The 25,984-nt window shown below is 37.2% G+C and carries 27 protein-coding genes; 26 read left to right on the plus strand and 1 reads right to left on the minus strand.

What is annotated here, in order from left to right:
• Positions 1–3 precede the first annotated feature (3 nt).
• The 24 genes from fliY to tsf all read left to right on the plus strand — a co-directional run bounded on the left by fliY (position 4) and on the right by tsf (position 21,415).
• The gene (fliY, locus tag H0486_RS07725) at positions 4–1,206 is read left to right on the plus strand and encodes a flagellar motor switch phosphatase FliY (protein ID WP_228352449.1); all 1,203 of its coding nucleotides are present in this window, start codon (positions 4–6) and stop codon (positions 1,204–1,206) included.
• A gap of 44 nt (positions 1,207–1,250) precedes the next feature.
• Entirely contained in the window at positions 1,251–1,613 is a 363-nt protein-coding gene (locus H0486_RS07730; RefSeq protein WP_228352450.1) for a response regulator, read from the plus strand.
• A 1-nt stretch (position 1,614) separates the two neighbouring features.
• On the plus strand, positions 1,615–2,082 hold the full coding sequence (locus tag H0486_RS07735; RefSeq protein ID WP_228352451.1) for a flagellar biosynthetic protein FliO: 468 nt from the start codon (positions 1,615–1,617) through the stop codon (positions 2,080–2,082).
• Positions 2,083–2,094: 12 nt separating this feature from the next.
• The gene (gene fliP / locus H0486_RS07740; protein WP_228352452.1) at positions 2,095–2,928 is read left to right on the plus strand and encodes a flagellar type III secretion system pore protein FliP; all 834 of its coding nucleotides are present in this window, start codon (positions 2,095–2,097) and stop codon (positions 2,926–2,928) included.
• Positions 2,929–2,944: 16 nt separating this feature from the next.
• Positions 2,945–3,220: a flagellar biosynthesis protein FliQ gene (fliQ, locus tag H0486_RS07745; RefSeq protein ID WP_228352453.1), complete on the plus strand. Its 276-nt coding sequence runs from the start codon at positions 2,945–2,947 to the stop codon at positions 3,218–3,220.
• The gene (gene fliR, locus H0486_RS07750; RefSeq protein WP_228352454.1) at positions 3,217–3,984 is read left to right on the plus strand and encodes a flagellar biosynthetic protein FliR; all 768 of its coding nucleotides are present in this window, start codon (positions 3,217–3,219) and stop codon (positions 3,982–3,984) included. The genes fliQ and fliR overlap by 4 nt, the downstream gene beginning before the upstream one ends.
• Before the next feature lie 15 nt (positions 3,985–3,999).
• A complete protein-coding gene (flhB, locus tag H0486_RS07755; protein WP_228352455.1) occupies positions 4,000–5,124 on the plus strand; it encodes a flagellar biosynthesis protein FlhB in 1,125 nt (374 codons plus the stop codon).
• A 29-nt stretch (positions 5,125–5,153) separates the two neighbouring features.
• The gene (flhA, locus tag H0486_RS07760; RefSeq protein WP_228352456.1) at positions 5,154–7,187 is read left to right on the plus strand and encodes a flagellar biosynthesis protein FlhA; all 2,034 of its coding nucleotides are present in this window, start codon (positions 5,154–5,156) and stop codon (positions 7,185–7,187) included.
• Entirely contained in the window at positions 7,187–8,398 is a 1,212-nt protein-coding gene (flhF, locus tag H0486_RS07765; protein WP_228352457.1) for a flagellar biosynthesis protein FlhF, read from the plus strand. Before flhA ends, flhF begins: the two co-directional genes overlap by 1 nt.
• A gap of 1 nt (position 8,399) precedes the next feature.
• Positions 8,400–9,278 (plus strand): MinD/ParA family protein, encoded by an 879-nt coding sequence (locus H0486_RS07770; protein WP_228352458.1) that lies wholly within the window; start codon positions 8,400–8,402, stop codon positions 9,276–9,278.
• Positions 9,279–9,362: 84 nt separating this feature from the next.
• Complete coding sequence (locus tag H0486_RS07775; protein WP_228352459.1) at positions 9,363–10,124, plus strand: flagellar brake protein; 762 nt, start codon at positions 9,363–9,365, stop codon at positions 10,122–10,124.
• 42 nt (positions 10,125–10,166) lie between these two features.
• On the plus strand, positions 10,167–11,255 hold the full coding sequence (gene cheB, locus H0486_RS07780) for a chemotaxis-specific protein-glutamate methyltransferase CheB (protein WP_228352460.1): 1,089 nt from the start codon (positions 10,167–10,169) through the stop codon (positions 11,253–11,255).
• Positions 11,256–13,343 carry a chemotaxis protein CheA gene (locus tag H0486_RS07785; RefSeq protein ID WP_228352461.1) on the plus strand — a complete coding sequence of 696 codons (2,088 nt, stop codon included), beginning with the start codon at positions 11,256–11,258 and terminating at the stop codon, positions 13,341–13,343.
• Between the two features lie 12 nt (positions 13,344–13,355).
• Positions 13,356–13,820, plus strand: coding sequence for a chemotaxis protein CheW (locus H0486_RS07790; protein WP_228352462.1), 465 nt, complete (start codon positions 13,356–13,358; stop codon positions 13,818–13,820).
• 98 nt (positions 13,821–13,918) lie between these two features.
• Positions 13,919–14,539: a chemotaxis protein CheC gene (locus H0486_RS07795; protein ID WP_228352463.1), complete on the plus strand. Its 621-nt coding sequence runs from the start codon at positions 13,919–13,921 to the stop codon at positions 14,537–14,539.
• Between the two features lie 9 nt (positions 14,540–14,548).
• Positions 14,549–15,034 (plus strand): chemotaxis protein CheD, encoded by a 486-nt coding sequence (locus tag H0486_RS07800; protein ID WP_228352464.1) that lies wholly within the window; start codon positions 14,549–14,551, stop codon positions 15,032–15,034.
• Between the two features lie 19 nt (positions 15,035–15,053).
• A complete protein-coding gene (locus H0486_RS07805; protein WP_228352465.1) occupies positions 15,054–15,314 on the plus strand; it encodes a hypothetical protein in 261 nt (86 codons plus the stop codon).
• Positions 15,315–15,356: 42 nt separating this feature from the next.
• Positions 15,357–16,124, plus strand: a complete 768-nt coding sequence (locus H0486_RS07810) for a FliA/WhiG family RNA polymerase sigma factor (RefSeq protein ID WP_228352466.1) — start codon at positions 15,357–15,359, stop codon at positions 16,122–16,124.
• A 69-nt stretch (positions 16,125–16,193) separates the two neighbouring features.
• Complete coding sequence (locus H0486_RS07815) at positions 16,194–17,795, plus strand: DUF342 domain-containing protein (protein ID WP_228352467.1); 1,602 nt, start codon at positions 16,194–16,196, stop codon at positions 17,793–17,795.
• Positions 17,796–17,853: 58 nt separating this feature from the next.
• Positions 17,854–18,162 (plus strand): hypothetical protein, encoded by a 309-nt coding sequence (locus H0486_RS07820; RefSeq protein ID WP_228352468.1) that lies wholly within the window; start codon positions 17,854–17,856, stop codon positions 18,160–18,162.
• Positions 18,163–18,175: 13 nt separating this feature from the next.
• A complete protein-coding gene (locus H0486_RS07825; protein ID WP_228352469.1) occupies positions 18,176–18,868 on the plus strand; it encodes a DUF6115 domain-containing protein in 693 nt (230 codons plus the stop codon).
• A gap of 72 nt (positions 18,869–18,940) precedes the next feature.
• Positions 18,941–19,528 (plus strand): hypothetical protein, encoded by a 588-nt coding sequence (locus H0486_RS07830; RefSeq protein WP_228352470.1) that lies wholly within the window; start codon positions 18,941–18,943, stop codon positions 19,526–19,528.
• A 147-nt stretch (positions 19,529–19,675) separates the two neighbouring features.
• Entirely contained in the window at positions 19,676–20,434 is a 759-nt protein-coding gene (gene rpsB, locus H0486_RS07835) for a 30S ribosomal protein S2 (RefSeq protein WP_228352471.1), read from the plus strand.
• A 48-nt stretch (positions 20,435–20,482) separates the two neighbouring features.
• Positions 20,483–21,415 (plus strand): translation elongation factor Ts, encoded by a 933-nt coding sequence (tsf, locus tag H0486_RS07840; RefSeq protein WP_228352472.1) that lies wholly within the window; start codon positions 20,483–20,485, stop codon positions 21,413–21,415.
• A gap of 285 nt (positions 21,416–21,700) precedes the next feature.
• Here tsf and H0486_RS07845 read toward each other — a convergent pair whose 3' ends face one another.
• Positions 21,701–21,859 (minus strand): hypothetical protein, encoded by a 159-nt coding sequence (locus H0486_RS07845; protein ID WP_228352473.1) that lies wholly within the window; start codon positions 21,857–21,859, stop codon positions 21,701–21,703.
• A 685-nt stretch (positions 21,860–22,544) separates the two neighbouring features.
• On the opposite strand from H0486_RS07845, the gene H0486_RS07850 reads away from it, so the two are divergent.
• Both H0486_RS07850 and H0486_RS07855 read left to right on the plus strand, forming a co-directional pair.
• Positions 22,545–22,727, plus strand: a complete 183-nt coding sequence (locus H0486_RS07850; protein ID WP_228352474.1) for a DNA-binding protein — start codon at positions 22,545–22,547, stop codon at positions 22,725–22,727.
• 17 nt (positions 22,728–22,744) lie between these two features.
• Positions 22,745–25,984, plus strand: coding sequence for a helicase-related protein (locus H0486_RS07855; protein WP_334298881.1), 3,240 nt, complete (start codon positions 22,745–22,747; stop codon positions 25,982–25,984).

Here is a 25,984-nt window from a genome sequence, read left to right on the forward strand (position 1 = left end):
GCTATGGATGGTATGCTATCTCAAGAAGAAATAAATGCTTTACTGGGCGGCATGGGATCAGAAGATACAAGCACAAGCAATTCTGGCACCGCTTCAGAACAACTGACTAACGCTGAGAAGGACGCAATTGGTGAAATATCCAATATTAGTATGGGAACAGCAGCAACAACACTGTTTTCCTTAGTAAATCAAAGAGTTGTAATTACGACTCCGGTAGTTGAGTATGCTACGTGGAAAGATATTGTTAATAGTTACGATAGACCATGTGTATTTATACAAATCTATTATGAGGATGGTCTCGACGGTAACAATATATTGATATTGAAAGAAAAAGATGTTAAAATAATCACCGATTTAATGATGGGTGGTGATGGAACGAATATCGATGGGGACTTAACAGAACTGCATCTGAGTGCAATCAGTGAAGCGATGAACCAGATGATGGGATCGGCAGCCACATCAATTTCTTCCATGCTGGAGAAGAGAGTGAATATTAGTCCTCCGAAAGCATCAATAGTTGATCTATATGAGAATGTCAGTGGAGAGAATATTGCTGATTTCTTAAAAGGAGATTTCGTAAGAGTTTCCTTCCATATGGAAATCGGAGATCTGGTAGACAGTGTACTAATGCAATTATATCCCTTTGATTTTGCCAGAGATTTATATCAGCAGTTTATTCAGGCAACTACAGCAGAGCCGGATATACCTACCAGACCACCGCTTGAGACTAATGCTAGAAAGCCTCAGACTCCGCCACCAGCACCTGCACCAGCACAGCCTGCACCGCAGCCTGCACCTATGCCACAACAACAGCCAGGATATAATCCCTACGCTAATATGGGATATCCTAATGCAATGCCGGGTGCTATGCCATATATGATGCAGCCAATGCAGGATGTAAATGTACAACCGGTTCAATTTACACCTTTCGCACCGACTATGAATGGTGTGGTTCAGCCGGAGAATATAGATTTACTTATGGATGTGCCGCTTGAGGTGACAGTTGAGCTTGGTCGTACCAGTAAATCAATAAAAGAAATATTAGACTTTTCACCGGGAACTATTATCGAATTAAACCGTTTAGCGGGTGAACCCATTGATGTGTTAGTCAATGGTAAGTTCGTTGCCAAAGGTGAAGTAGTAGTAATGGAAGAAGCTTTTGGTATTAGGGTAACGGAAATTACTAAGCAAAAACAGTTGAATTAAGTATAATTAAGAATCATTATACATTATAAGATAGGAGAATTATTATGGCGAAAAGTGTATTAATTTGTGATGATGCAGCGTTTATGAGAATGATGATTAAGGATATCTTGACCAAGAACGGATACAATATTGCCGGTGAAGCTGAGAATGGAATTAAAGCAGTGGACAAATACCTAGAGACAAAGCCGGATTTGGTTATGATGGACATCACAATGCCGGAAATGGATGGTATCCAAGCATTAAAGAAGATCAAAGCATCTGATCCCGGTGCCAATGTTATTATGTGTTCTGCTATGGGACAGCAGGCAATGGTTATTGAATCAATTCAGTCAGGAGCAAAGGATTTTATTGTTAAGCCGTTCCAGGCAGATAGAGTATTGGAAGCAGTAAAGAAAGCAGTGGGTTAACATGTTATTATCCGGGAAAACTGCGCTGGTAATGCTAAATGTTGTTGATGAATTAGGCATGAAATCTACGGATAAAGCTTCGAATGAGGCAGAGGCTGTGAAAGAGGCTGTCAGGGATACGCCGGTAGGATTATCGACTGCAGATAATTTATGGCAATTACTAGGCTTGGTTTTTGTATTGATTATAGTATTAGTAGCCGCATACTATACCACTAAATATGTAGGAAATATTAAGCTGGGTCAAATGAAGAACAGTAATTTTACAGCGATTGATTCCTATCGTTTAAGTCCGAATAAATTGCTTCAGATTGTAAAAATTGGGAATAAGTATGTGGTAATTGCAATCACAAAAGATAACATTAATTTTATTACTGAACTAGATGAAGATGAGGTATTACTTCGGGAGGATCAGCCCGTTGAAAGACCTGATTTTAAGAAGATTCTAGAGAAACTGAGGAATAAAAAGTAAAGGTTGGTACCAATGAATACACTTGTAAGAAAACGCTTATGCAGAAAGCCGGCAGTAATCGTTATCCTGTTAGCGATTTGTATCGCTACTTTTCTTAACGGCCGATATGCCAATGCTGCAACAGCAAAAGATACGGTAAAAACTGCCGAAGGCGAAAACAATTTAAGTGGTACCTTGGGGCCATTGGAGTTTACATTAAACACAGATGAGGATGAAGAATCACTAGCTAGTACTTTGCAGATTCTTCTAGTGCTGACTGTTATTAGCTTAGCACCCTCCATTCTGATTATGATGACATCCTTTACGCGAATCATCATAGTAATGCATTTTGTCCGATCAGCATTGGGTACACAGACAACCCCACCCAATCAGATTTTGATAGGGCTATCCTTGCTATTAACATTTTTTATTATGTCTCCTGTGTTAACTCAGATTAACAATACTGCTATAAAGCCTCTTTCTGCAGGAGAAATTTCACAGGATGAAGCAATGGACGCGGCTATTGCTCCGTTACGTACTTTTATGCTAGAACAGGCAGACACAAAAGATTTAAAGCTTTTTCTAGATATAGCCGGAATAACGGAAGTGAATGAAGAGAAGGATATACCGACTTCTGTAATAATTCCGTCGTTTATTATTAGTGAATTAAGATACGCTTTTATCATAGGATTCTTAATTTATATTCCATTTATCATAATCGATATGGTCGTAGCTTCAACGCTCATGTCCATGGGTATGATGATGTTGCCCCCAACTATGATTTCTATGCCATTTAAAATTCTACTTTTTATACTTGCAGATGGTTGGAATCTGATTATTGGGGAACTGGTGAAAACATTTTACTGACGGGGGATGATAAAAAATGAATGAGATCATCGTCATTGATATAGCGAAACAAGCATTATTCTTAGTATTAAAAGTAGCTGCTCCCATGTTGCTATCCTCGTTAGTGGTAGGCTTAATTGTCAGCATATTACAGACGGTTACCTCAATTCAAGAACAAACCCTCACATTTGTTCCAAAATTAATTGCGGTATTTCTCTGTATTATGTTATTTGGCAATTGGATTATGACCTCAATCAAGGAATTTATGATAGAGTTATTTTCCAATTTTGGATATTACATTGATATATTATGACATTTGCAATTGAAAATTTTGAATTTTATTTATTCATACTTGTGAGGATCACCGGTTTCATTTATACGGCTCCTTTTTTTTCGCTGAAGAATATGCCTAATCGGGTGAAGGTTGGAATATCCATCTTCCTTGCAGGAATTATTTTTTATACAATTCCTTATGAAGCTCCCGAATATACCGGAGTGATTGGATTTGCGGTCATTACTGTGCAGGAGGCGCTTGCTGGTGCAATCATGGGGCTATTTGCTAATATTGCCTATCATATTATTGCATATGCCGGCCAGATAATTGACATGGAGATCGGATTTTCCATGGTGAATGAGTTGGATCCAATAACGAATATTCAGACAACAATCACATCTAATTTTTATGGATATTTAATCATGATTATGATGTTGGTAACCAACATGCATCATTTTTTTATCCGGGCCATTGTGGACTCCTTTGAATTGATTAAGGTTGGTAAGGTTGTCTTTCATCCGAATATATATCAATTAATGGTTGATTTTATGGCAGATTATTTTATTATTGGATTTCGAATTGTACTTCCAGTATTTGCTGCTATATTGATTGTGAATTCTATATTAGGTATTCTTGCAAAGATCGCTCCAAATATGAATATGTTCGTAATTGGTATCCAATTAAAAATATTTGTAGGTCTCGTAGTTTTGGCTATGATAATAGAACTAATACCGTCGGTAGCTGATTTTATTTTTAATGAGATGATTTCCATGTTGAAATCATCAGTGGAACTATTACGATAGGGTGAGGAAGAATCCATGATTGATATTGATCAGATAAAATATGCAGCATATCGCATGCCATATCATCTCCAGTTTTTTGCAAATGATGATAAAACAGAAGAGCCGACCACCAAAAAGCTACAGGATGCCCGTAAGGAAGGTCAGGTAGCAAGAAGCAAGGAATTAATCACTTCGTCTAGCTTAATGGTTCTATTTGTTGTGTTAAAGCTTTTTGTTGGTTTTATCGGAGAGAACTTTGTAAATGCATACAGAAAATCCTTTGGCGGTATAGATCGGATTGTTGGCGATGGGTTTACGATAAATACTGCGGAGCGTATTCTTTCTGATTCAATTCAGACCATCATCATAACCTGTTTGCCGATATTTTCCTTTGCTGTTATCGTATCCATCGTTGTTAATATATTTCAGGTAAAATGGAAGATAACCGCTAAACCGATGATGCCTAAGTTTAGTAAGCTAAATCCGATCAACGGATTTAAAAAGCTCATATCTAAGGATAAGATCGTTGAGCTGCTAATTGAAGTTATAAAGATTGCAATCATTTCCTATATTGCTTATAATACTCTCAAGAATGAATGGAAAACATTATTGATTCTATACGATATGAAGCTTGAGCAGGCTATATTGCTGATCGGCAATATGGTAATCGATTTAGGCTTTAAAATTAGTATGTTATTTTTAATAATAGGATTTGGAGATCTTATTTATCAGAAGATTAAGTTCAAGAAAGAAATGCGAATGACGAAGCAAGAAGTCAAGGACGAGTTTAAGAATACGGAGGGTGATCCTCAAACCAAAAGTCGTATTCGTACAAAGATGAGAGAAGTATCTCAAAGAAGAATGATGCAAGCCTTACCACAGGCAGATGTTGTTATTACGAACCCGACTCATTTCGCTGCAGCTATCAAATATGATAAGGATTCTGCACAAGCTCCGATACTTCTTGCGAAGGGTGCCGATTTCCTGGCACAAAAAATTAAAGAGATTGCGAAAGAAAATAACATTGAAATTGTTGAAAATAAACCGCTTGCCAGAATGCTCTATTATAATGTAGAGATCGGAGCGGAGATACCACCGGAGCTGTATCAGATGACAGCCGAGGTGCTAGCTTATGTATATGGACTGAAAGGAAAGATTTAGCTTACATTATAAGACAAGGAGGTGTGGGTATGAAAAAAAATGATTTATTTGTCGGACTTTATATATTAGCCGCTATTATATTCCTGATTATACCCATGAACTCTACGGTTCTGGATATTATGCTTGCATTAAATATATCCATATCCATGGTAATCTTATTTAATTCGATGTTCACTAAGGAAGTACTTAATATGTCGGCATTTCCGACAATATTGCTGTTTACGACGATTTTCCGTATATCACTGAATATCTCAAGTACGAAGCTTATTTTATCTACTGGCGAGCCAGGTAATGTAGTTACTACCTTTGGTAAATTTGTCGGTGGCGGAAATCTGGTAATTGGTATTATTATATTTATCGTATTAATTATGGTACAGTTCATGGTTATTAATAAGGGATCTGAGCGTGTTGCTGAGGTTACAGCCAGATTTACACTGGATGCCATGCCTGGTAAGCAGATGGCAATTGATGCGGATCTGAATACTGGTGCCATTACCGACGCTCAGGCAAAAGAGCGCCGTGAGAAAATACAAGAGGAATCAGCCTTCTTTGGTTCCATGGATGGTGCTACAAAGTACGTTAAGGGAGATGCAATTGCCGGTTTAATTATCACAATCATTAATTTGGTTGGCGGTACTGTAATGGGTATGCTTTATATGGGAGAGTCTGCCGGAGATGCCTTTCAGCATTTTGCAATCCTGACCATTGGTGATGGTTTAGTAAGCCAGATACCATCTTTGATGATATCCTTAGCTACCGGTATTCTGGTTACGAAAGTATCCAAGGAAGCGGATTTTGGAGATCTGCTCATAAAACAGCTTTTCTCAATTCCGAAGGTTCTCTACATGGTTGGCGCAAGTATGATTGTGCTTGGTATAGTTACACCACTTAACGTTATTATGTTTGCTGCCTATGGCGTGGTATTTATTTTAACAGGACGGGTAATTGCGAATAAGCTTGAGGTTACATCCATTGAGAGCGAAATATCTGAAGAAGAAGCCTCTGCAAATGAAATACGTAAGCCGGAGAATGTAACTTCCTTATTACAGGTTGATCCAATTGAACTGGAATTTGGCTACGGTATCATACCATTGGCAGATACGAATCAGGGTGGTGACCTGTTAGACCGTGTTGTATTAATTCGAAGACAAATTGCCTTGGAGCTTGGCTGTGTTGTTCCCATGATACGTTTAAGGGACAATATTCAGTTGAATCCAAATCAATATATTATAAAAATTAAAGGAATACAGGTAAGTGAAGGTGAGATTTTATTCGACCATTATATGGCAATGAATCCGGGTTATGTGGAGGAAGAAATTACAGGAATCCCTACCTTCGAGCCATCCTTCCATTTACCTGCTATATGGATAACCGAAGCACAACGTGAGCGTGCTGAGACATTAGGTTATACTGTAGTTGATCCACCATCGATAATTGCTACGCATCTTACAGAGATTATCAGACAGCATCTGTATGAATTGCTTACTAGACAGGATGTACAGAATCTTGTTAATAATATTCAGGAAACACATCAGACATTGATATCCGAATTGGTGCCTAAACTACTTAATATTGGTGAAATTCAAAAAGTGTTACAGAATTTACTTCGAGAGGGTATATCCATTCGTGATTTGGTTACCATTTTTGAAACTCTGGCAGACTATGCTCCGACATCAAGGGATACAGATGTATTAACAGAATACGTAAGACAAAGTCTGAAACGTGCAATATCAAATAAGTATTTCCCTTCCAGTGAAATGACAAGCGTAGTCACCTTGGATCCAAAGGTTGAACAGGAAATCATGGGATCTGTAAAACAAACAGAACAGGGTGCATATCTTGCCCTTGATCCTGGCATAACTCGAGAGATTATCGAGTCGGTACAGACAGAGGTACATAAACTCGAAGAATTGGGGAAAAATCCGATTATTATTACTTCACCAATCGTGCGTATGTATTTTAAGAAGCTGACTCAGGATTATTTTAAAGACTTAATTGTGGTATCATATAATGAGATTGATTCAAATGTAGAATTACAGTCTGTAGGGATGGTGACAGTATAGTGATTATCAAAAAGTTTCAAGCAAATACAGAAACAGAGGCTATCATGCTTGCCAAGGAGGAGCTAGGTAAGGATGCTATCGTAATGAATATAAAAACGATATCACCCAAGGGATTTTACAAAATATTTAAAAAACCATTGGTTGAAATTACTGCCGCTGTTGATGATAACGCATCCTATAAGAATGAAAAACCGAAAACTGCACCTTCTTACCCTGTTCAGAGAAAAAATACCAATCCGGACATCATCTATGATGATGAGCCGGATCAGTTGACATTTAAAACAAGTGCTCCGGCGATTACTGAGCCTTCTGCAATTGAAGCGAAGCTTAATAATTTGCAGAGCCTTTTAGAAAAACAGATGCTTGAAAAGGAAAAGGAAAATCAAGAGAAAACGGATGATAAAGCGGAGAAGAATAACAATCTGGCTTTCATACAGCTCGTATATAATCAGTTGGTAACGAATGAGGTAGATGAAAAATATGCGAACCAGATCATTGCCGAGATTGAGTGCAATTTAAAAAAGGATGCATCCTTGGATAATATTTTAGCGAGTATCTATCAGAAGATTATACTTAAGCTGGGGCAACCCAAAACGATTGAATTAAATGTGGATCAAAAGCCAAAGTTTATCTTCTTTATCGGCCCTACTGGTGTAGGTAAAACGACAACAATTGCAAAGATTGCATCAAAGTTTAAAGTAAATGAGAAAGCTAAGGTTGCATTTCTAACAGCGGATACTTACCGTATAGCTGCTGTGGAACAATTAAGGACTTATGCGAACATCTTAGGTGTTCCACTTAAGGTGATTTACTCACCGGAGGAAATGAAACAGGCAAGAGATGAATTTTCTGATTATGATATTATTTTCGTAGATACAGCTGGACGCTCCCATCGCAGTAAGGAACAAAGAGATGACGTTGAAACTTTGATCAATACTATCCCGGAAGAGGAACGGGAGATATACCTTGTATTAAGTGCAACAACAAAATACGTTGATTTGATAAAGATTACCGAGGCATATTCTGAGATAGTAAATTACAACTTAATATTCACTAAATTAGATGAGACGAGCACAATCGGTAATCTGTTGAATATACGTATGTTAACGAATGCTCCTTTATCCTATGCAACATTTGGACAAAATGTCCCGGATGACATATCACGAGTGGATGCTCAAAATATCGCTAAGCAACTTCTAAGGGGGCAATAACATGGATCAGGCAGAAAAACTCAGAAGAATGGTAAAGGAAAGTACGACACCACGCTCTGTTGCACGTGTTATTACAGTAACCAGTGGAAAAGGTGGAGTAGGAAAGTCCAGTATTTCCGTAAACTTAGCGATAGCATTACAGAGACTTGGTCATAGAGTCGTCATACTGGATGCTGATTTTGGCCTTGCTAATGTAGAAGTAATGCTGGGTATACGTCCAAAGCTTAATCTGGCAGACCTTATGTTTCATGGCAAATCATTGAATGAAGTAATTACAAAGGGACCAGAAAATATAGGATTTATATCCGGTGGTTCTGGAATACAGGAATTGGTAAATTTGTCCAGAGATCAAATTGTGTATCTAATTCAGAAGCTGGTGGAATTGGATGAATGTGCTGATATCATTATTGTTGATACCGGTGCAGGCATAGCTGATTCTGTGTTAGAGTTTGTAGGTGCCAGTTCAGAGGTATTATTAGTTGCCACACCGGAGCCTACTTCAATCACAGATGCTTATGCATTACTCAAGACGTTAAACAGAAAAACAGATATTACACTACAGGATACCACAATCAAAATGATTGCGAATCGTACAGATTCCTATGAGGAAGGAAAAGAGCTATATGATAAACTAAGTCTGGTAGTTGGTAAATTCCTTAACTTAAATCTGGAATACCTTGGAGCATTGCCAATGGACCCATCTGTTTCAAAGGCAGTAATGAGACAGAAGCCAGCAATGTTGGTGTATCCGAATTCACAATTTTCGAAAACGCTTACTTCCATTGCAGATGATTTATGTTCTAACTCAACAGATAGTCTGATGCAGAAAAAAGGTATTGCTCAATTATTTACTAACTTACTTCGATCTAGAATTAAATAGTGAATTTGATTTTGGTCTATCACTCTAAGAAATAACAGATTTCGTAGCAACTCATCAAAAATATATAATCCTGGGAGGAATGGCATGCTTCGCGATATATTAACATTAGGGGATAAAATTGATGTAAAGAAGTTGGACCGAAATGGCAAACCATTGCCGAATGTTAGAACATTGATTAGCCAATTGGTTAATATTGGTGATACGGACATCATTCATATTGCTGCTCCAATTATTTATGGTAAAGTGATTATATTGGAAGTGGGCGAATATTATAATCTATGTATTTATACCAATAAGGGATTGTATCAATGTAACTGTATTATATTAAGTAATCACAGAGAAAATAATACGATTGTATCCGTAGTTCGTATTATGACTAAATTAGAAAAATATCAAAGACGTCAATATTACAGACTGGAATGTGTGATACCCATCCAATATCGTATCATAACAATAGAAGAAAGAATATTGGAAAACAAGTTAAAACTAGGGGATTTCCGTAATACCGAAGAACGATCAGAATGCAGAAAAAAGTTGAATCATTTCAATCTGGAATGGTTACCGGCCTCCATAACGGATTTAAGTGGTGGAGGAGTAAGATTTAATTCATCAATGAATCATTCTCCCAGTGATAATGTCCGGTTAAGACTTGAGCTTACTGCTGGTGGTGAATTGAGAAAGCTGGAATTAAATGTGGATATAATATCCTCTAATCGTCTTGAAAACCGATCAGATATTTACGAGCAACGTGCTGTATTTTCTGATATCCTACAAAAGGATCGAGATTTTCTGATAAAATACATATTTGAACAGGAACGTCAACGCCGTAAGAACGAAAAGCTTTAGGTTAGGATGTAAGAAAGACGGGATGAGAGGTTTGAGTTATAAATGAAGAAAAAAATTTTAATAATAGATGACTCTGCACTTATGAGAAGGGTTCTCTCTGATATAATAAATGTAGACAGCCGATTTCAAGTTACGGAAGTTGCTTCAAACGGTCTGGATGGTTTATTCCTGTTACAAAGCAGAGGATATGAATTTGACGCTGTTCTTCTTGATATCAATATGCCGAGAATGAATGGTTTGGAATTGTTAGCAGAGCTTAAAAGACAGAAAATACAAGCCAACATAATTGTTGTAAGTAATGTAACAAAAAGCGATGCGAAAGAGACAATTCAAGCCTTAGAACTGGGTGCCTTTGATTTTGTAACAAAACCGGATAGCTATCTGGAGGTTAAGAGTAATACGTTTTCTGACCGTATATTAGAGTGTCTGGCTGTTGCAACTAGGGCAGATGAAAGCTCTACCTCGAATGAACTACCGGAGAAGGCTGTTCCTGATCAAACTAGTAAGTTACCATCACACAAAAAAAATCATATAAAATCGACTCAATGTACAAATAAGCTGGTTGCTTTGGCTTGTTCCACCGGAGGGCCTAAGGCATTGCATACTGTTATTCCAAAGCTACCCAAGAATTTGAATGCGGGTGTTTTAATTGTACAGCATATGCCAGAAGGCTTTACAAAATCCTTAGCAGACCGGCTCAATGATTTAAGCTCGATTACAGTGAAGGAAGCAGAAGATGGTGATATCTTAAGTAAAGGAACGGTTTACATTGCGAAGGGCGGATATCAGATGAGACTTAGGAAAATGGATGATGGAAGACACAGTATAGCTTTATCGAAAGAAGCCCCAAGACATGGACTATTACCATGTGCAGATATTATGTATGAGTCTCTGGTTGACACTGACTTTGATCAAATTACCTGTGTTGTACTAACTGGAATGGGCGGTGATGGTACCGCCGGAATTACTAAGCTAAGTAAAAAGCAAAATATTTATGTGATTGCACAGAATGAAGAGACAAGCATTGTATATGGTATGCCTAAGGTTATTAAGGATGCGGGTCTGGTTGATGAAGTGGTAGCATTAAATGAAGTTTCTGATGCCATCATAAAGAACGTGGGGGTGTGTTAAATGGATGTAAGCCAATATCTTGAGATTTTTATTGATGAAACGAAAGAACATTTACAGAACTTAAACGAACACATTTTAATACTTGAGCGCGAGCCGGAGAATGAGAATACGATTAACGAGATTTTCCGTGCGGCTCATTCCCTTAAAGGAATGGCTGGTACGATGGGTTACAAGAGAATGCAACGATTAACCCATGATATGGAGAATGTATTTTCGGAAATTCGGAATGGTAAGATGAAAGCAACCTCTGAGCTTGTTGATATTTTATTCAGGGGATTGGATGCTCTGGAAGCATATCTTGCTAATATACAGAATGATGCAACTGAAGGAGAAGAGGATAATGAAGATATCATTACCGCTTTGAATAACTTCCTTAATGCAGGACTAGGTAAGCCGGTAGAAGATAATAAGGCTGATGTAAAATCGACTGACACAGTTGGTGCCCCTGTTGCCGGTGGAGAGAAAATGAAGTTCAAAAACATTAAGATTGAGGAGCATGAGAAAAAGGCCATTGTAAAGGCCGGGATGATGGATCTCAATGTTGTTGGTCTTACGATTTATATTCAGGAATACTGTGTGTTAAAGGGTGCAAGAGCATTTATGATAAATCGTACTCTGGAAGAATACGGTGAGATAATAAAGCTTAGCCCCAGTGCACAGGATCTGGAAGATGAAAAATATGATTTTGATTATTCGGCATTTATTATAACAAAAGAAACCCCACAGAAGCTTGCTCAAATTGCTTCCGATGTTTCAGAAGTTAAGGAAGTAGTGGCTGATTATATCCACTTATCAGATACAGATGTAGCAAGCATTACGGAAGTAATTAAGCAGGATGAGACAAGTTCATCTGTACCGAAGCCAGCGAAAGAGGCCGGATCATTAAAAGCAGGAGGAGCTGCACCTAATGCTAAGGCAGCACCGAAACCGGTAGCGAATCGTTCGGTACGTGTTGATATTGATAAACTGGATGTACTAATGAATCTTGTCAGTGAATTAATCATTGCGAAAAATGGTCTTATTTCCATAAGCTCGTCCAAGGATATTATGTTGGACACAGGCTTTCATGAGCAGATAGAGTATCTGGAGCGTGTAACAACCAATCTTCATGAATCTGTTATGAAGACTCGAATGGTTCCGATTGAAAGTGTTGTTAACCGGTTCCCGAGAATGATTCGTGACTTATCGAAGAAGCTTGGTAAAGAAATGGAATTATATATGACTGGTGAAGATACTGAGCTGGATCGTACTGTAATTGATGAAATCGGTGACCCGTTAATGCATTTGCTTCGCAATGCTGCTGATCATGGTCTCGAAAGTAATGAAGAGAGGGAAAAGGCTGGAAAGAATCCGGTGGGTTCCATCTATCTTGATGCATATCAGGATGGTAATAATGTAGTCATCGAGGTTAGGGATGATGGAGGCGGTATTAATACCGAGAAGATCAAGAAGAAAGCAATTGAAAAGGGAACGATAACCGAAGAACAAGCCGAACGTATGACGGATAAGGATATCATTAATATTCTATTTCAACCTAGCTTTTCTACGGCTGAAAAGGTTACGGATGTTTCCGGTAGAGGCGTAGGCCTGGATGTTGTTAAAACAAAGATAGAGGCTCTTGGTGGTGAGATTGAAGCGATTACAAAGCTTGGAGAAGGTTCGAATTTCATAATTCGCTTACCGTTAACGCTTGCTATCATACAGGCACTTATGGTTATTATCGGTGACGAAAAGTATGCATTACCCTTAAGCAGCATTCAAACAGTAGAAAACATACCGGCCTCCGAGGTCAAGACCATACAGGGTAAGGAAGTTATTAATCTGCGAGGATCGATAGTTCCAATTTTCCGCTTAGGCAATATTTTGGATTGCAAAGAACAGGAAAATCCTCCAGAGGAGCTACTGATTGTAATTGTGAAAAAAGGTGACAGACTGGCTGGTATGCTGGTAGATGAGTTAATTGGTCAACAGGAAATTGTTATAAAATCGATTGGCAAGTATATTAAAAATCATAAAATAATTAGTGGCGCAACCATACTTGGTAATGGCGAGGTTGCTTTAATTCTTGATGTTAATTCATTAGTATAGGGGGTGCAGACAATGGATGGATCAACAACAGCAGCAGTAACGAAACAGTATATTGTTGTAAAGCTTGGGGACGAGCAATATGGTATTCGTATTAAATACATAGAGAACATCATCGTTATGCAGAATATAACAAGAGTACCAAAGGCGCAGTCTTATTTCAAGGGTGTCATTAACTTAAGAGGTGATGTTGTTCCTGTAATGAGCTTACGAAAAAAGCTGGGGAAAGATGACGATGAGTTCACTCACCGCACAAGAATCATCATAGTAAAGCCAGACCCACAAGCAGCACCGGTAGGATTAATTGTTGATGAAGTGAGAGAGGTCATTACTTTAGATGTGTCAGATATTGAAAAAATGACATACGATGAGAAGGATCAAAAAGGAAACTACAGCAGTGGAATCGGTAAATACGGTACGGAATTAATTAACCTGTTAAATATTCCCTCTATTATTAATGAGAAGGAAGCTTCTGCGTAATTTGCGGAAATGTGATAAATCAGGAATTGCAGGTGGCCCTGTAATTCCTGATGAGTTGATGCTAATATTTTCGATTAAGAAGGTGAGGTGTATGTTTTGTGTCCCATATTGATTTAAACCAAATAGATAATATGCAATATGATGTACTTCGTGAAATTGGTAACATTGGTGCGGGGAATGCCACAACAGCACTCTCTCAGATGATTAACGCAAAAATCGATATGAAGGTTCCGAACGTAGAACTATTGGAGTTTAAAGAACTTTCCGATATTGTCGGTGGGGCAGAGAATTTGGTGGTCGGCATTTTATTTACCTTAGAGGGACAAATTGATGGAATGATGATGTTCATGATGGATGTAGATGCCTCTAGACATTTAGTAAATCTGCTCTTAGGGAATACAGATGAGAACACTTCCAGTGAATTTACAGAAATGGAACTATCCGCACTGAACGAAATCGGTAATATTATAGCAGGCGCATACCTTTCATCTTTGGCAACACTAACAAATATCGTTATTACATCTAGTGTGCCTTATATGGCAATTGACATGGCAGGAGCGATATTGAGTGTACCTGCAATTGAGTTTGGGAAAATAGGTGATAAGGCGCTGCTAATCGAGACAGAATTCGGAGATGAAATTAGAGAAGTTAATGGCTATTTTATATTAATACCTACTATAAATTCATACGGAAAGATTTTGTCATCATTAGGATTATAAGGTGATTGCATGAGTGAAATGATAAAAGTCGGAATGGCAGATTTAAATGTATGTATCTCTCCGAATGCAATTACTACATTAGGTCTTGGTTCCTGTGTTGGAATCGTTTTGTATGATCCAATTAAGAAAATTGCTGGCATGGTGCATGTTATGCTGCCTGATAGTACGAAAATACTGAATAATGAGAATAAAGCGAAGTTTGCTGATACTGGAATTGATGAATTGATAAGACAGATGTTGACAATTGGAGCGGACAGAAAGTCATTGATTGCGAAGATTGCGGGCGGTGCCCAAATGTTCGCTTTTAGTAATAACAGTGATATGATGCGAATTGGAGAACGAAATGTTGAAGCAACGAAACTGAAACTTCAACAACTAGGAATTCCCATTCGTGCTGAGGACACCGGTTTAAATTATGGTCGAACGATTGAGTTCTATCCGGAAACCGGTGAATTGTTAATCAAATCTGTTGGTAAAGAACGTAAAATATTATAAAAGGTTGGCAGGTGATTTGATGCGAGAAAGATTTATACCCCCAATTATTATGCTATTGGCTGGTTTAGTAACATGTATTATTAATATTGTGAATCAAGTGGAGTTAGTAACAAGCTTGCAACGATTGCTTGTCGTTCTTCTTATATTTTATTTGATTGGAATTATCATAAAAATTATAATTGTGAAAACAATAATTAGTAAGATGTCAGACACAGAAGAAGAAAAAAGCGAAGAAAGTACTGAAGAGATGACGGAAGAAGAGCAACAACCGGTACAATGATTTACTTCTGCATAATAAGTCAGTTCTATTTCAGGAGGCACTATGAATACTGATTATAAACAAAAGCTATGGGAGGAGTATTCAAAGAAAAGAACTCCCGAGCTCCAGGAAAAAATCATAATAGAATATGCAGGATTAGTGAAGTTGGTTGCAGGCAGATTGAGTATGTATCTTGGTTATAATGTAGAATACGATGATCTGGTTGGATATGGTACTTTTGGATTAATTGATGCGATAGATAAATTCGATTATAATAAAGGCGTAAAGTTCGAAACCTACGCCTCACTTCGTATTCGTGGAGCTATACTTGACCAAATTCGTAAAATGGACTGGATTCCGAGAAGCATCAGACAAAAGCAACGTAAGATAGATTTAGCATATCAGAGTTTAGAAGCAAAGTATGGACGAGCAGCCAATGATGAAGAAGTTGCTCTTGAATTGGATATCTCTGTTGAGGAACTTGAGAATTGGCAATATCAGACCAAGGTAACCAACGTGGTTTCTTTGGATGAATTTATGGATCAGGGGACGGAAGGAAAGGTTGAGCAAAATCTGACTGCGGAATATGATCAGCCAGATAAAATAGTTGAGAAACAGGAGTTAAAGGAAATATTAATAAAGACACTGGAAACCTTAACCGAGAAAGAAAAGAAAGTGATTATACTTTATTATTACGAAGAATTAACTTTAAAGGAAATTAGCCAAATTCTGGAAGTTTCGGAGTCGCGAATTTCCCAATTACATACAAAAGCGCTACAGAAAATGAAAATGAAACTTGGCAGTAATATCGAACTTTTGACTAGTTATTAATCATCATACAATCTGATACAAATCAATATCCATTGCGAGGGTAATGGACTATATGATGGGAGGATAAAAATGAATGGTAAGAATGGGTATTTTCAATTAGCAATAAAAACAGATGGAACATACCTTAAAATCTTTCCGGCAGAAGCAGGAGGCAAGTCGGTATTATTTGAGGATATCAGTACCTATCTGATTGACATGAAAATATATGAATACGACAAAATCGCTATTAGTAAAGCACTAGCCGAAGGGAAAAAGGAGACGGAATTACGACTCACAACGGTTGCTCTTTCTCCGGTTGATGAGCGTATCAGAGTAATTATAGATGATGACCGTATGGCAGCAAAAGCAAGGTTTTACCCGCCGACAGAGAAAGGAAAGCTATTAACCAAGGAAGACATCGTTAACGAACTGGTACGTAGTGGAGTGAAATATGGCCTGGATGAGTTTGCAATAGCAGATTTTCTAAAGAACAGGCAGTATTGTACGGATTACATATTGGCGAAAGCAACTCCCGCAGTACAGGGACATGATGCTGTTATTACCTATCATTTTAATACGGACTTAACATTAAAACCTAAGACAAATGAAGACGGCTCCGTTGATTTCCATAAGCTGGATATGATCAGCCATTGCCGAAAGAATGATTTGCTGGCTACACTTACACCGGTTGATTACGGTAAGCCGGGTATTGATGTTTGTGGCAATGTAATTCAACCGGCAAAGGTTAATAATAGAACACTTCGACATGGTAATAAAGTCTATCTTTCAGAGGATGGACTTAGGTTGTATTCCCAGGTTGATGGACATGTTACATTGACCGACGGAAGAGTATTTGTTTCAGATACCTATGAGGTACCTGCGGATGTGGATTCCTCCACAGGTGATATAGAATATGATGGTAACGTTGTTATCAGAGGTAATGTAATTACCGGCTTTTCTGTGAAGGCAAAGGGAGATATTGAAGTAAACGGCGTAGTGGAAGGCGCCTATCTAGAAGCCGGAGGACAGATAGTATTAAAGCGTGGAATTCAAGGTATGAATAAAGGAGTCCTGAGAGCAAACGGTAATATTATAACGAAGTTTATAGAGAATTCTGAAGTAATTGCAGGAGGCTATATTACAACAGAATCCATTCTTCATAGTAAAGTATCTGCAAAAGGGGATATTTCCGTAGGTGGAAGGAGAGGCTTTGTTACTGGAGGAGAAATTCGATCCGGTACTATGATCGCCGTGAAAACTGCAGGTTCTCACATGGGAACCATCACTTTACTTGAAGTGGGTATCGATCCAAGAATATCGGAGGAAGCCAGAGAACTGGAAAAGAAGCTTGTTTCCCTAACTGCTGAGAAGGAAAGAATGGCACTGGGGTTAAGCAATTTCCGTAAGAAATTAACGATGGGCGTTCCAATTACAGATGAAAAAAGACAATTCCTGAAGCAGATTACTCAAAGCAATATAATACTCGAGACACAAATTAGGGAAGCCAGAAAGCGTCTTGATGAATTAAGAATAGAGATGAGTAATAATGAATCCGGTATGATAAAAATATCTGATGTAGTATATCCTGGTACAAAGATGGTAATATCTAATGTGGTTTATTATGTACGTGATGAAATTCATCATAGTAAATTCATTCGAGATCAGGCTGACATAAAGGTAGTACCCCTTTGAGAATTGGATAAGATGATCAGTTACGGGCTGTCTGAAGCTCGGAAATGGAGGATGGATTATGTCTTTTAATCCTATTGATATTGTAAGAACTCAGGAAGCTTCCCAAATAAGGCATATGGAAAGCCAGAGAGCACAGCATTTACAAGACCAGGGGATTCAAAACTTTCAGAATCTGGTTCGAAAGGAGATTTCGAAACCAAAAGAGACTGTAAAGACAGAAAATAACGAGTATCGTTATGATGCTAAAGAAAAAGGGAACAATGAATATTATAGTTCCGAAGAGAACAAGAAAAAGAAGAAAGAAAAAAATGATAAAAAATCAAAGGAACCGCCGAAAAGAAGCGGAGGTTTTGACATATTGATTTAATGCTGGAGGAATAATGAACTTATTAGAAATCATTCTAATCATTATCGGTATTATTGTGGTGATAATCAGCTGTGTTCTCGTAGATCATAATCAAAAGAAGGATCAGGGGAGCGAAAGAATAATACCTGTTCAGGGCAGTATAACAGAGGAAGATAAGAAGTATTTAATGAAGAAAGTGGAAGAGATCTTATCAGAATCACGTGAAGAAACCATTATTCGCACTGATGATGCCTTAAGCAAAATATCGAATGAGAAGATTATGGCTGTCAGTGAATTTTCGGATCAGATATTAGAAAAAATTAAGCATAATCATGAAGAAGTAGTATTTCTTTATAACATGCTTAATGATAAAGAAAAAGAATTAAAAGCAGCAGTAAGGGAGATTGATTCTTCAAGAAGAATGGTCCAGAGTATGATGGAAGGTAAAGCGGAACAGGAGAAGGTCCAGACAGCTAAGCATACCAGTAGCAGAGGGGTAGCTAAGTCCAAAACTCAGGCAGCACAGCTGGCGAAAAAGGATAAGGTTGGTAGTAACCCCAACGTTGAATCGGAAAATACTTCTGAAACACCTAATCCAATCGATCATAAAGATCGTATATTGGAATTGAATGCACAAGGCATGACTGTATTGGATATCTCAAGACAATTGGGATTAGGTCAGGGTGAGGTTAAGTTAGTTATTGACTTGTATAGAGGGAAAAAATAAGTCATAAAGTATCAAAATATAATAACCTACATTGGTACCTCAAGATAAGTTGAAAGTTGGTGTAAATAGAATATGAAGCTAAAATACTATATGAGAGGACTTGGGATGGGAATCATTCTGACGACTCTCATATTATCGGTAAGCGGGAATAAAGAGAAGTTGTCCGATGAAGAAATTAAGAAACGAGCCATGGCATTAGGGATGGAGATGGCCGAGGTTAAGAACAGTGATGATTCTTTAGACAAAGTACTGGAGAATATCGTTCCTTCTGATAAATCCATATTGGACCCTTCAACAAGTCCATCAGCAACACCTACAATAGAACCAAGTCCACAACCGACCATAACTCCAACGGTTGCTCCTACCACAGAACCCAATGAAGAACCGACGGCTGCACCGACATCACAACCTGTTACGCCTTCCGATAATACACAGATTACAGATATAACAACCGGTCAGGAGATCACCTTTACGGTAGAGAGTGGAATGTCATCGGCTAAGGTGGCTACTTTGTTGCAAGAAAAAGGGATTATTGAGGATTCAAGCAAATTTAATAAATATATCATAGACCATGGTAAAGCGAATGTCATACGAGTTGGGACGTATACTTTACCCAAGGGAGCATCCTATGAAGAAATTATTAATACAATCACGAAATGATAAAATAGTCCTTGCCATCCACATGATGTTATGATATAATTTCGTAGTCAAATTACACGCATATTGATTCTTTTCATGGTGCCTTGAAATCATGGTCTGGAAAGGAAATGATATATGCGGAAGAAAACAACCAAATGGAGGTAAATTATGAGCGTAATTTCAATGAAACAATTATTGGAAGCTGGTGTACATTTTGGACATCAGACAAGAAGATGGAACCCCAAAATGGCGGAATACATCTACACAGAAAGAAATGGCATCTATATTATTGACTTACAGAAATCTGTAGGTAAAGTTGATGAAGCCTATAATGCAATTAAGAATGTAGTTGCAGAAGGAGGTACTGTTCTTTTTGTTGGAACTAAGAAACAGGCACAGGATGCTGTAAAATCAGAAGCAGAACGTTGCGGTATGTTCTACGTAAATGAGAGATGGTTAGGTGGTATGTTAACGAACTTCAAGACCATCAAGAGCAGAGTAGAGAGATTAAGAGAAATCGAAAGAATGTCAGAGGATGGTACTTTTGATGTTCTTCCTAAGAAAGAAGTTATAGAGTTGAAGAAGGAATGGGAGAAGCTTGAGAAAAACCTTGGCGGTATCAAGAACATGAAGAAAATCCCGGATGCTATCTTCGTAGTTGATCCTAAGAAAGAAAGAATTTGTATTCAGGAAGCACATACATTAGGTATTCCTTTGATTGGTATTGCAGATACTAACTGTGATCCTGAGGAATTGGATTATGTAATTCCTGGTAATGATGATGCGATCAGAGCAGTTAAACTGATTGTTTCTAAGATGGCAGATGCTGTTATTGAAGCAAATCAGGGTGTTCAATTAACCGATACTGATGCAGATGCTGCTAGCTCAGAAGCTGAAGAAGAGATGGAAGAAGCTATTGCAGAATAATGCAATGATCGATTAATACAATTCTTTATTATATGGAGGAATAATACGATGGAAGTTACCGCTAGTATGGTAAAAGAGTTAAGAGAAATGACAGGTGCCGGAATGATGGATTGCAAGAAAGCTCTTGCAGCTACAGATGGCGATATGGATAAAGCAGTTGAGTTCTTAAGAGAAAAAGGTCTTGCAGCTGCAGAGAAAAAGGCTGGTAGAATTGCAGCAGAAGGTATTGTTGATACCAACGTTAGTGCAGATGGAAAAGAAGCGTCTATCGTTGAGGTTAACAGTGAGACTGACTTTGTTGCTAAGAATGAAATGTTTAAGGATTTTGTTGCAGCAGTAGCAGCACAGATCACTAAGTCAAGTGCTAACGATATGGATACCTTTATGGCTGAGAAATGGTCTTTGGATGATTCCAAGACTGTAAAAGAAGCATTAGCTTCTATGATCGCAATTATTGGCGAGAATATGAACATCAGAAGATTTGAGAAGATTACTGCTGCGAATGGTTTTGTAGTATCCTATATCCATGGCGGCGGAAGAATTGGTATTCTTGTTGAAATCGAGAGTAGCGTTAACAATGCTGAAGTTCAGGAAGCAGCGAAGAATGTTGCAATGCAGATTGCAGCATTATCTCCGAAGTATGTGGATCAGTCTGAAATTCCTGCTGACTTCATTGCACATGAGAAGGACATCTTAAAGGCTCAGATTATGAATGATCCTGCTAATTCTAAGAAGCCTGAGAACATCATTGAAAAGATGTTGGAAGGTCGTTTAAATAAAGAATTAAAGGAATTCTGTCTTGTTGATCAGGTATATGTAAAGGATAGTGATCTTTCCGTTGGTCAGTATCTTGCAAATGTATCCAAGCAGGTTGGAGCTCCTGTTTCTGTAAAACGTTTTGTACGCTTTGAAACTGGTGAAGGACTTGAGAAGAAATCCGAGAACTTTGCCGAAGAAGTAGCAAAACAAATGGGTCAGTAATGTTAATTTAGTATAATTTAATAATGAGTAAGTATGAGGCTCTAAAAGCCTGTAACTATCGCATATATGCGGTTTACGGGATTTTAGGGCCTCTTTAATATTTATTTAAAAACCTCGTAAAACCTCGTGAATCGATATGGAAACTTGAAGCGATTTGCGTAAAATTTGCGTATACGCAAAACAGAATTTGCGTACAACAATCTTTGGCGAAGTTTACGCAAATTCCGCAGAATATACAATTAAAATCATTTTCTTTGTCCATCAGTGGCAGCCCATCACACTTTACTATGGATCAGGAGTTTCTAAAAAATCGGGGTGGCTGTCTTTGATTTTGCTTTTCATATCAACAATTTGTACAATTTCCCTTTCCAAGGATGTTTTTCCCTGTGCATCATCCACTGCTTCCTGCAGTCCCCTCATGATACTATCAAATTCTTCGCTCATTTAGACACCACCTTTACGTTTATTAAATATAAGCTTTTATAGCACCTTCTTGCCAATTAACTTTACATCGTTTTCTTATCTATAAGTAGCTTCCATAATTCTTTGTAAGAAATCATAGATTCACACCCATAATAATTATAGTAGATATAAAAAGAATAGTCCATAAATTAATGACATGGCGAATACCGTTTATAAGTTGCTGATTAAGTGTAAGAATTTCATTTTAGGATGTTACTGTTTAGAATCATTATTCAACATATTCGCTAATTGAGAAAGAGAGCGTTTACTTTATATAATACGTGAATGGAACTATTTCATTTACCGATGATGAAGACCTTGGAGAAGTAAACCCCGTGTTTATACGGGATTGAGAAAACAAAGGTCAAGATTTACGACAAACTTACTACCAAACAATGAAGAATATTTAAAAGAAACTCTTGGAAACAGGGGATATGATTACAATAATTTGGTACAAGTGGAAACATGTACTAAGTACCAAAATATATTTGCTATTATTCCGATAAAAGAATATAATGATATTAATTATGTACTTTATATTCATAGCTATATCTTGGTTATAAATATAATTAATCATATGGAACAAAAATGTAAATATCTGAATGAAAAGAGAGAAAGATATGGAAGAATGTTAAAATAGGTCGAAGAAGTGACGGAGGAAATAGCGATGGAATATTTAACAACAATAGAGATGTCTGAAAAGTGGAATATTACGCCCAGAAGAATTGGTACTCTTTGCCTAGAAGGTCGTATTGACGGAGTGATTAAGAAAGGTAAAACTTGGCTAATACCAGCTGAGGCAGAAAAGCCGGCTGATGCTCGGTACAAAAAGATTAAACCAGAACAATAGAGTACTATTGAAAGGGGATGAACGGATTGGAGCTTATCGATAACGTCAACAAGACACTTAAGGATGATTTAACAGTTGAAATTCAAAAAGACAGTAAGGTATCTATAGCAGCCGCTTGCTTTTCTATTTATGCTTTTGCAGAATTAAAGAAACAATTAAAGAATCTGGATGAGCTACGCTTTATTTTTACCTCACCTACTTTTGTACAAGAAAGAGCAAAAAAAGAGAAAAGAGAATTTTATATTCCTCGTCAAGAAAGGGAGCGTAATCTGTATGGTTCTGAGTTTGAGGTAAAACTTAGAAATGAGATGAACCAGAAAGCTATTGCTAAAGAATGTGCGGAGTGGATAAGAAAAAAGGCTATATTCAAGTCTAATATTACAAATGAAAATATGATGGGTTTCATGAATGTAGATGATAAGAGTTATATGCCACTGAACGGTTTCACAACAGTCGACCTTGGTTGTGAGCGTGGTAATAATGCTTACTATATGGTTCAAAAATCAGATACTCCTATGAGTACAGCATATCTGCAACTATTTGAACAGATTTGGAATAATGATTCTAAGTTACAGGAAGTTACGAATGAAGTGGTTGATAGTATTACAACTGTATATAATGAGAATTCACCAGATTATATATATTTTGTAACACTTTATAACATCTTTAATGAATTCCTTGAGGATGTATCAGAAGATGTACTTCCTAATGAAGCTACTGGTTTTAAAGAAAGCAAGATATGGGGAATACTTTATAATTTTCAGCAGGATGCAGCTCTCGCTATTATTAATAAACTGGAAAAGTATAATGGCTGTATTCTAGCGGATTCAGTGGGACTTGGAAAAACATTTACTGCCTTATCGGTTATCAAATACTATGAAAACCGTAATAAATCAGTACTTGTTTTGTGCCCTAAGAAGCTGGCAAATAACTGGAATACATACAAAGATAACTATATAAATAATCCTATTGCAGCTGATCGATTGCGATATGATGTACTATTTCACACTGACCTAAGCAGAACCAGAGGTTCATCGAATGGTCTCGATTTAGATAGATTGAATTGGAGTAATTACGACCTTGTTGTAATTGATGAATCTCACAATTTCCGTAATGGTGGAAAAGTAATTGGAGAGGATGCGAAAGAAAATCGGTATCTAAAACTTCTTAATAAAGTTATCCGCAAGGGTGTTAAAACTAAGGTATTGATGCTTTCAGCTACACCAGTTAATAACAGATTTATTGATTTGAAGAATCAGATTGCTCTCGCATACGAGGGGGAAAGCCAGATACTGGATGAAAAGTTAAATACTAAGAAGAGTATTGAAGATATTTTTAAGCAGGCTCAGACTGCATTCAATAATTGGAGCAAATGGGAACCAGAAGACCGTACTACTAGTAAGCTTCTAAAGATGCTTGACTTTGATTTCTTTGAGGTGCTTGATAGTGTAACAATTGCACGTTCAAGAAAACATATTCAGAAATATTATGATACTTCTGAGATTGGGACATTCCCTAAGAGAAATGCTCCAATATCAAAACGTCCAGGTCTTACAGATTTGGATAATGCAATTAATTATAATGAAATATATGAACAAATAAGCTTATTGCAGCTTTGTATCTATACACCAACGGATTATATTCTTCCAAGTAAAATTGAAAAATACATGGATATGTATGATTCAAACTATGTTAAAGGTGGACTTACTCAGTCTGGTCGTGAGCAAGGTATTAGAAGACTTATGTCTATTAATCTTATGAAACGAATGGAAAGTTCTGTATATTCATTCCGATTAACATTGAAACGTATTAAAGAACTGATAGCCGGAACCATCAAAGATATTAATGATTTTGAGCATGGTCTGAGAAAAAACTCTCTAGAATTAAAAGACTTATCAAATACAGAGTTTGATGAAGATGATCAGAACGATGATATTTTTGTAATTGGGCGTAAGGTAAAGATTGACCTTGCAGATATGGATTATAAGTCATGGAAACGTGAATTGAAAAATGATAAAGAAATTCTTGATTTACTACTTACAATGATTGCTGATATAACACCAGCTCATGATAGTAAATTACAGGAACTCTTTGATGTTATTGATGATAAGATAGAGCATCCAATTAACCCAGGTAATAAGAAAATAATTATATTTACAGCATTTGCAGATACAGCAGGTTATTTATATGACACTGTAAGTGTATATGTAAAGAAAAAGTTTGATCTAGATACAGCAATTGTTACTGGTTCAGTAGATGGTAAAACAACTATTAAAGGATTATATGCAAACCTTAATACAGTTCTTACATGTTTTTCTCCAATATCCAAAGGAAAAGACTTATTAATGCCAAATCAAAAGGCTGAGATAGATATCTTAATAGCAACTGATTGTATATCTGAAGGACAAAACCTTCAGGATTGTGATTATCTTATTAACTATGATATCCATTGGAATCCAGTCCGTATTATACAGAGATTTGGGCGTATTGACCGTATAGGAAGTAAGAATGAATGTATTCAGCTCGTAAACTTCTGGCCAGATATAACATTGGATGAGTATATCAATCTAAAAGCAAGAGTAGAAACGCGTATGAAAATTGTAGATATGACAGCTACTGGTGATGATAATGTCCTTAGTCCGGAAGAAAAAGGAGACCTCGAATATAGAAAGCAGCAGCTTAAGAGGTTACAGGAAGAGGTTGTAGATATTGAAGAAATGTCTTCAGGAATATCAATTATGGACCTTGGATTAAATGAATTCAGACTAGATTTACTTGATTATATAAAATCGCATCCAGAAATTGGAAAAGCACCGCATGGTATGAATGCTGTTGTTGCAGCTACAGATGAGCTTCCATCTGGAGTAATCTTTGTCTTAAAGAATCTTAAGAATGAGGTAAATATTAATAGCCAGAACAGACTGCATCCGTTCTACATAGTTTATATGTCTGACGATGGTGAGGTTATCATAGACCATCTTTCGCCAAAAGAAATGTTAGACTCGTTTAGGTTACTTTGTAAGGGAAAGAAAAAGCCTGATAAACAGTTATGTACTGTATTTAACGAGGAAACTGATGATGGTCGTAAGATGGGTAAGTATTCTGAACTGTTGGGGGATTCTATTGCATCCATTATTGAATTAAAGGATGAGAGTGAAATGGATAGCTTTCTTAGTGGTAAGCAAATGAGCTTCATGTCAGAGAGGATTGGAGGACTTGATGATTTTGAACTTATTAGCTTCCTGGTAATTAAATAA

Origin of the sequence: Variimorphobacter saccharofermentans, from assembly GCF_014174405.1 — a bacterium.
In the GTDB taxonomy this organism is placed as follows: Bacteria; Bacillota; Clostridia; order Lachnospirales; family Lachnospiraceae; genus Mobilitalea; species Mobilitalea saccharofermentans.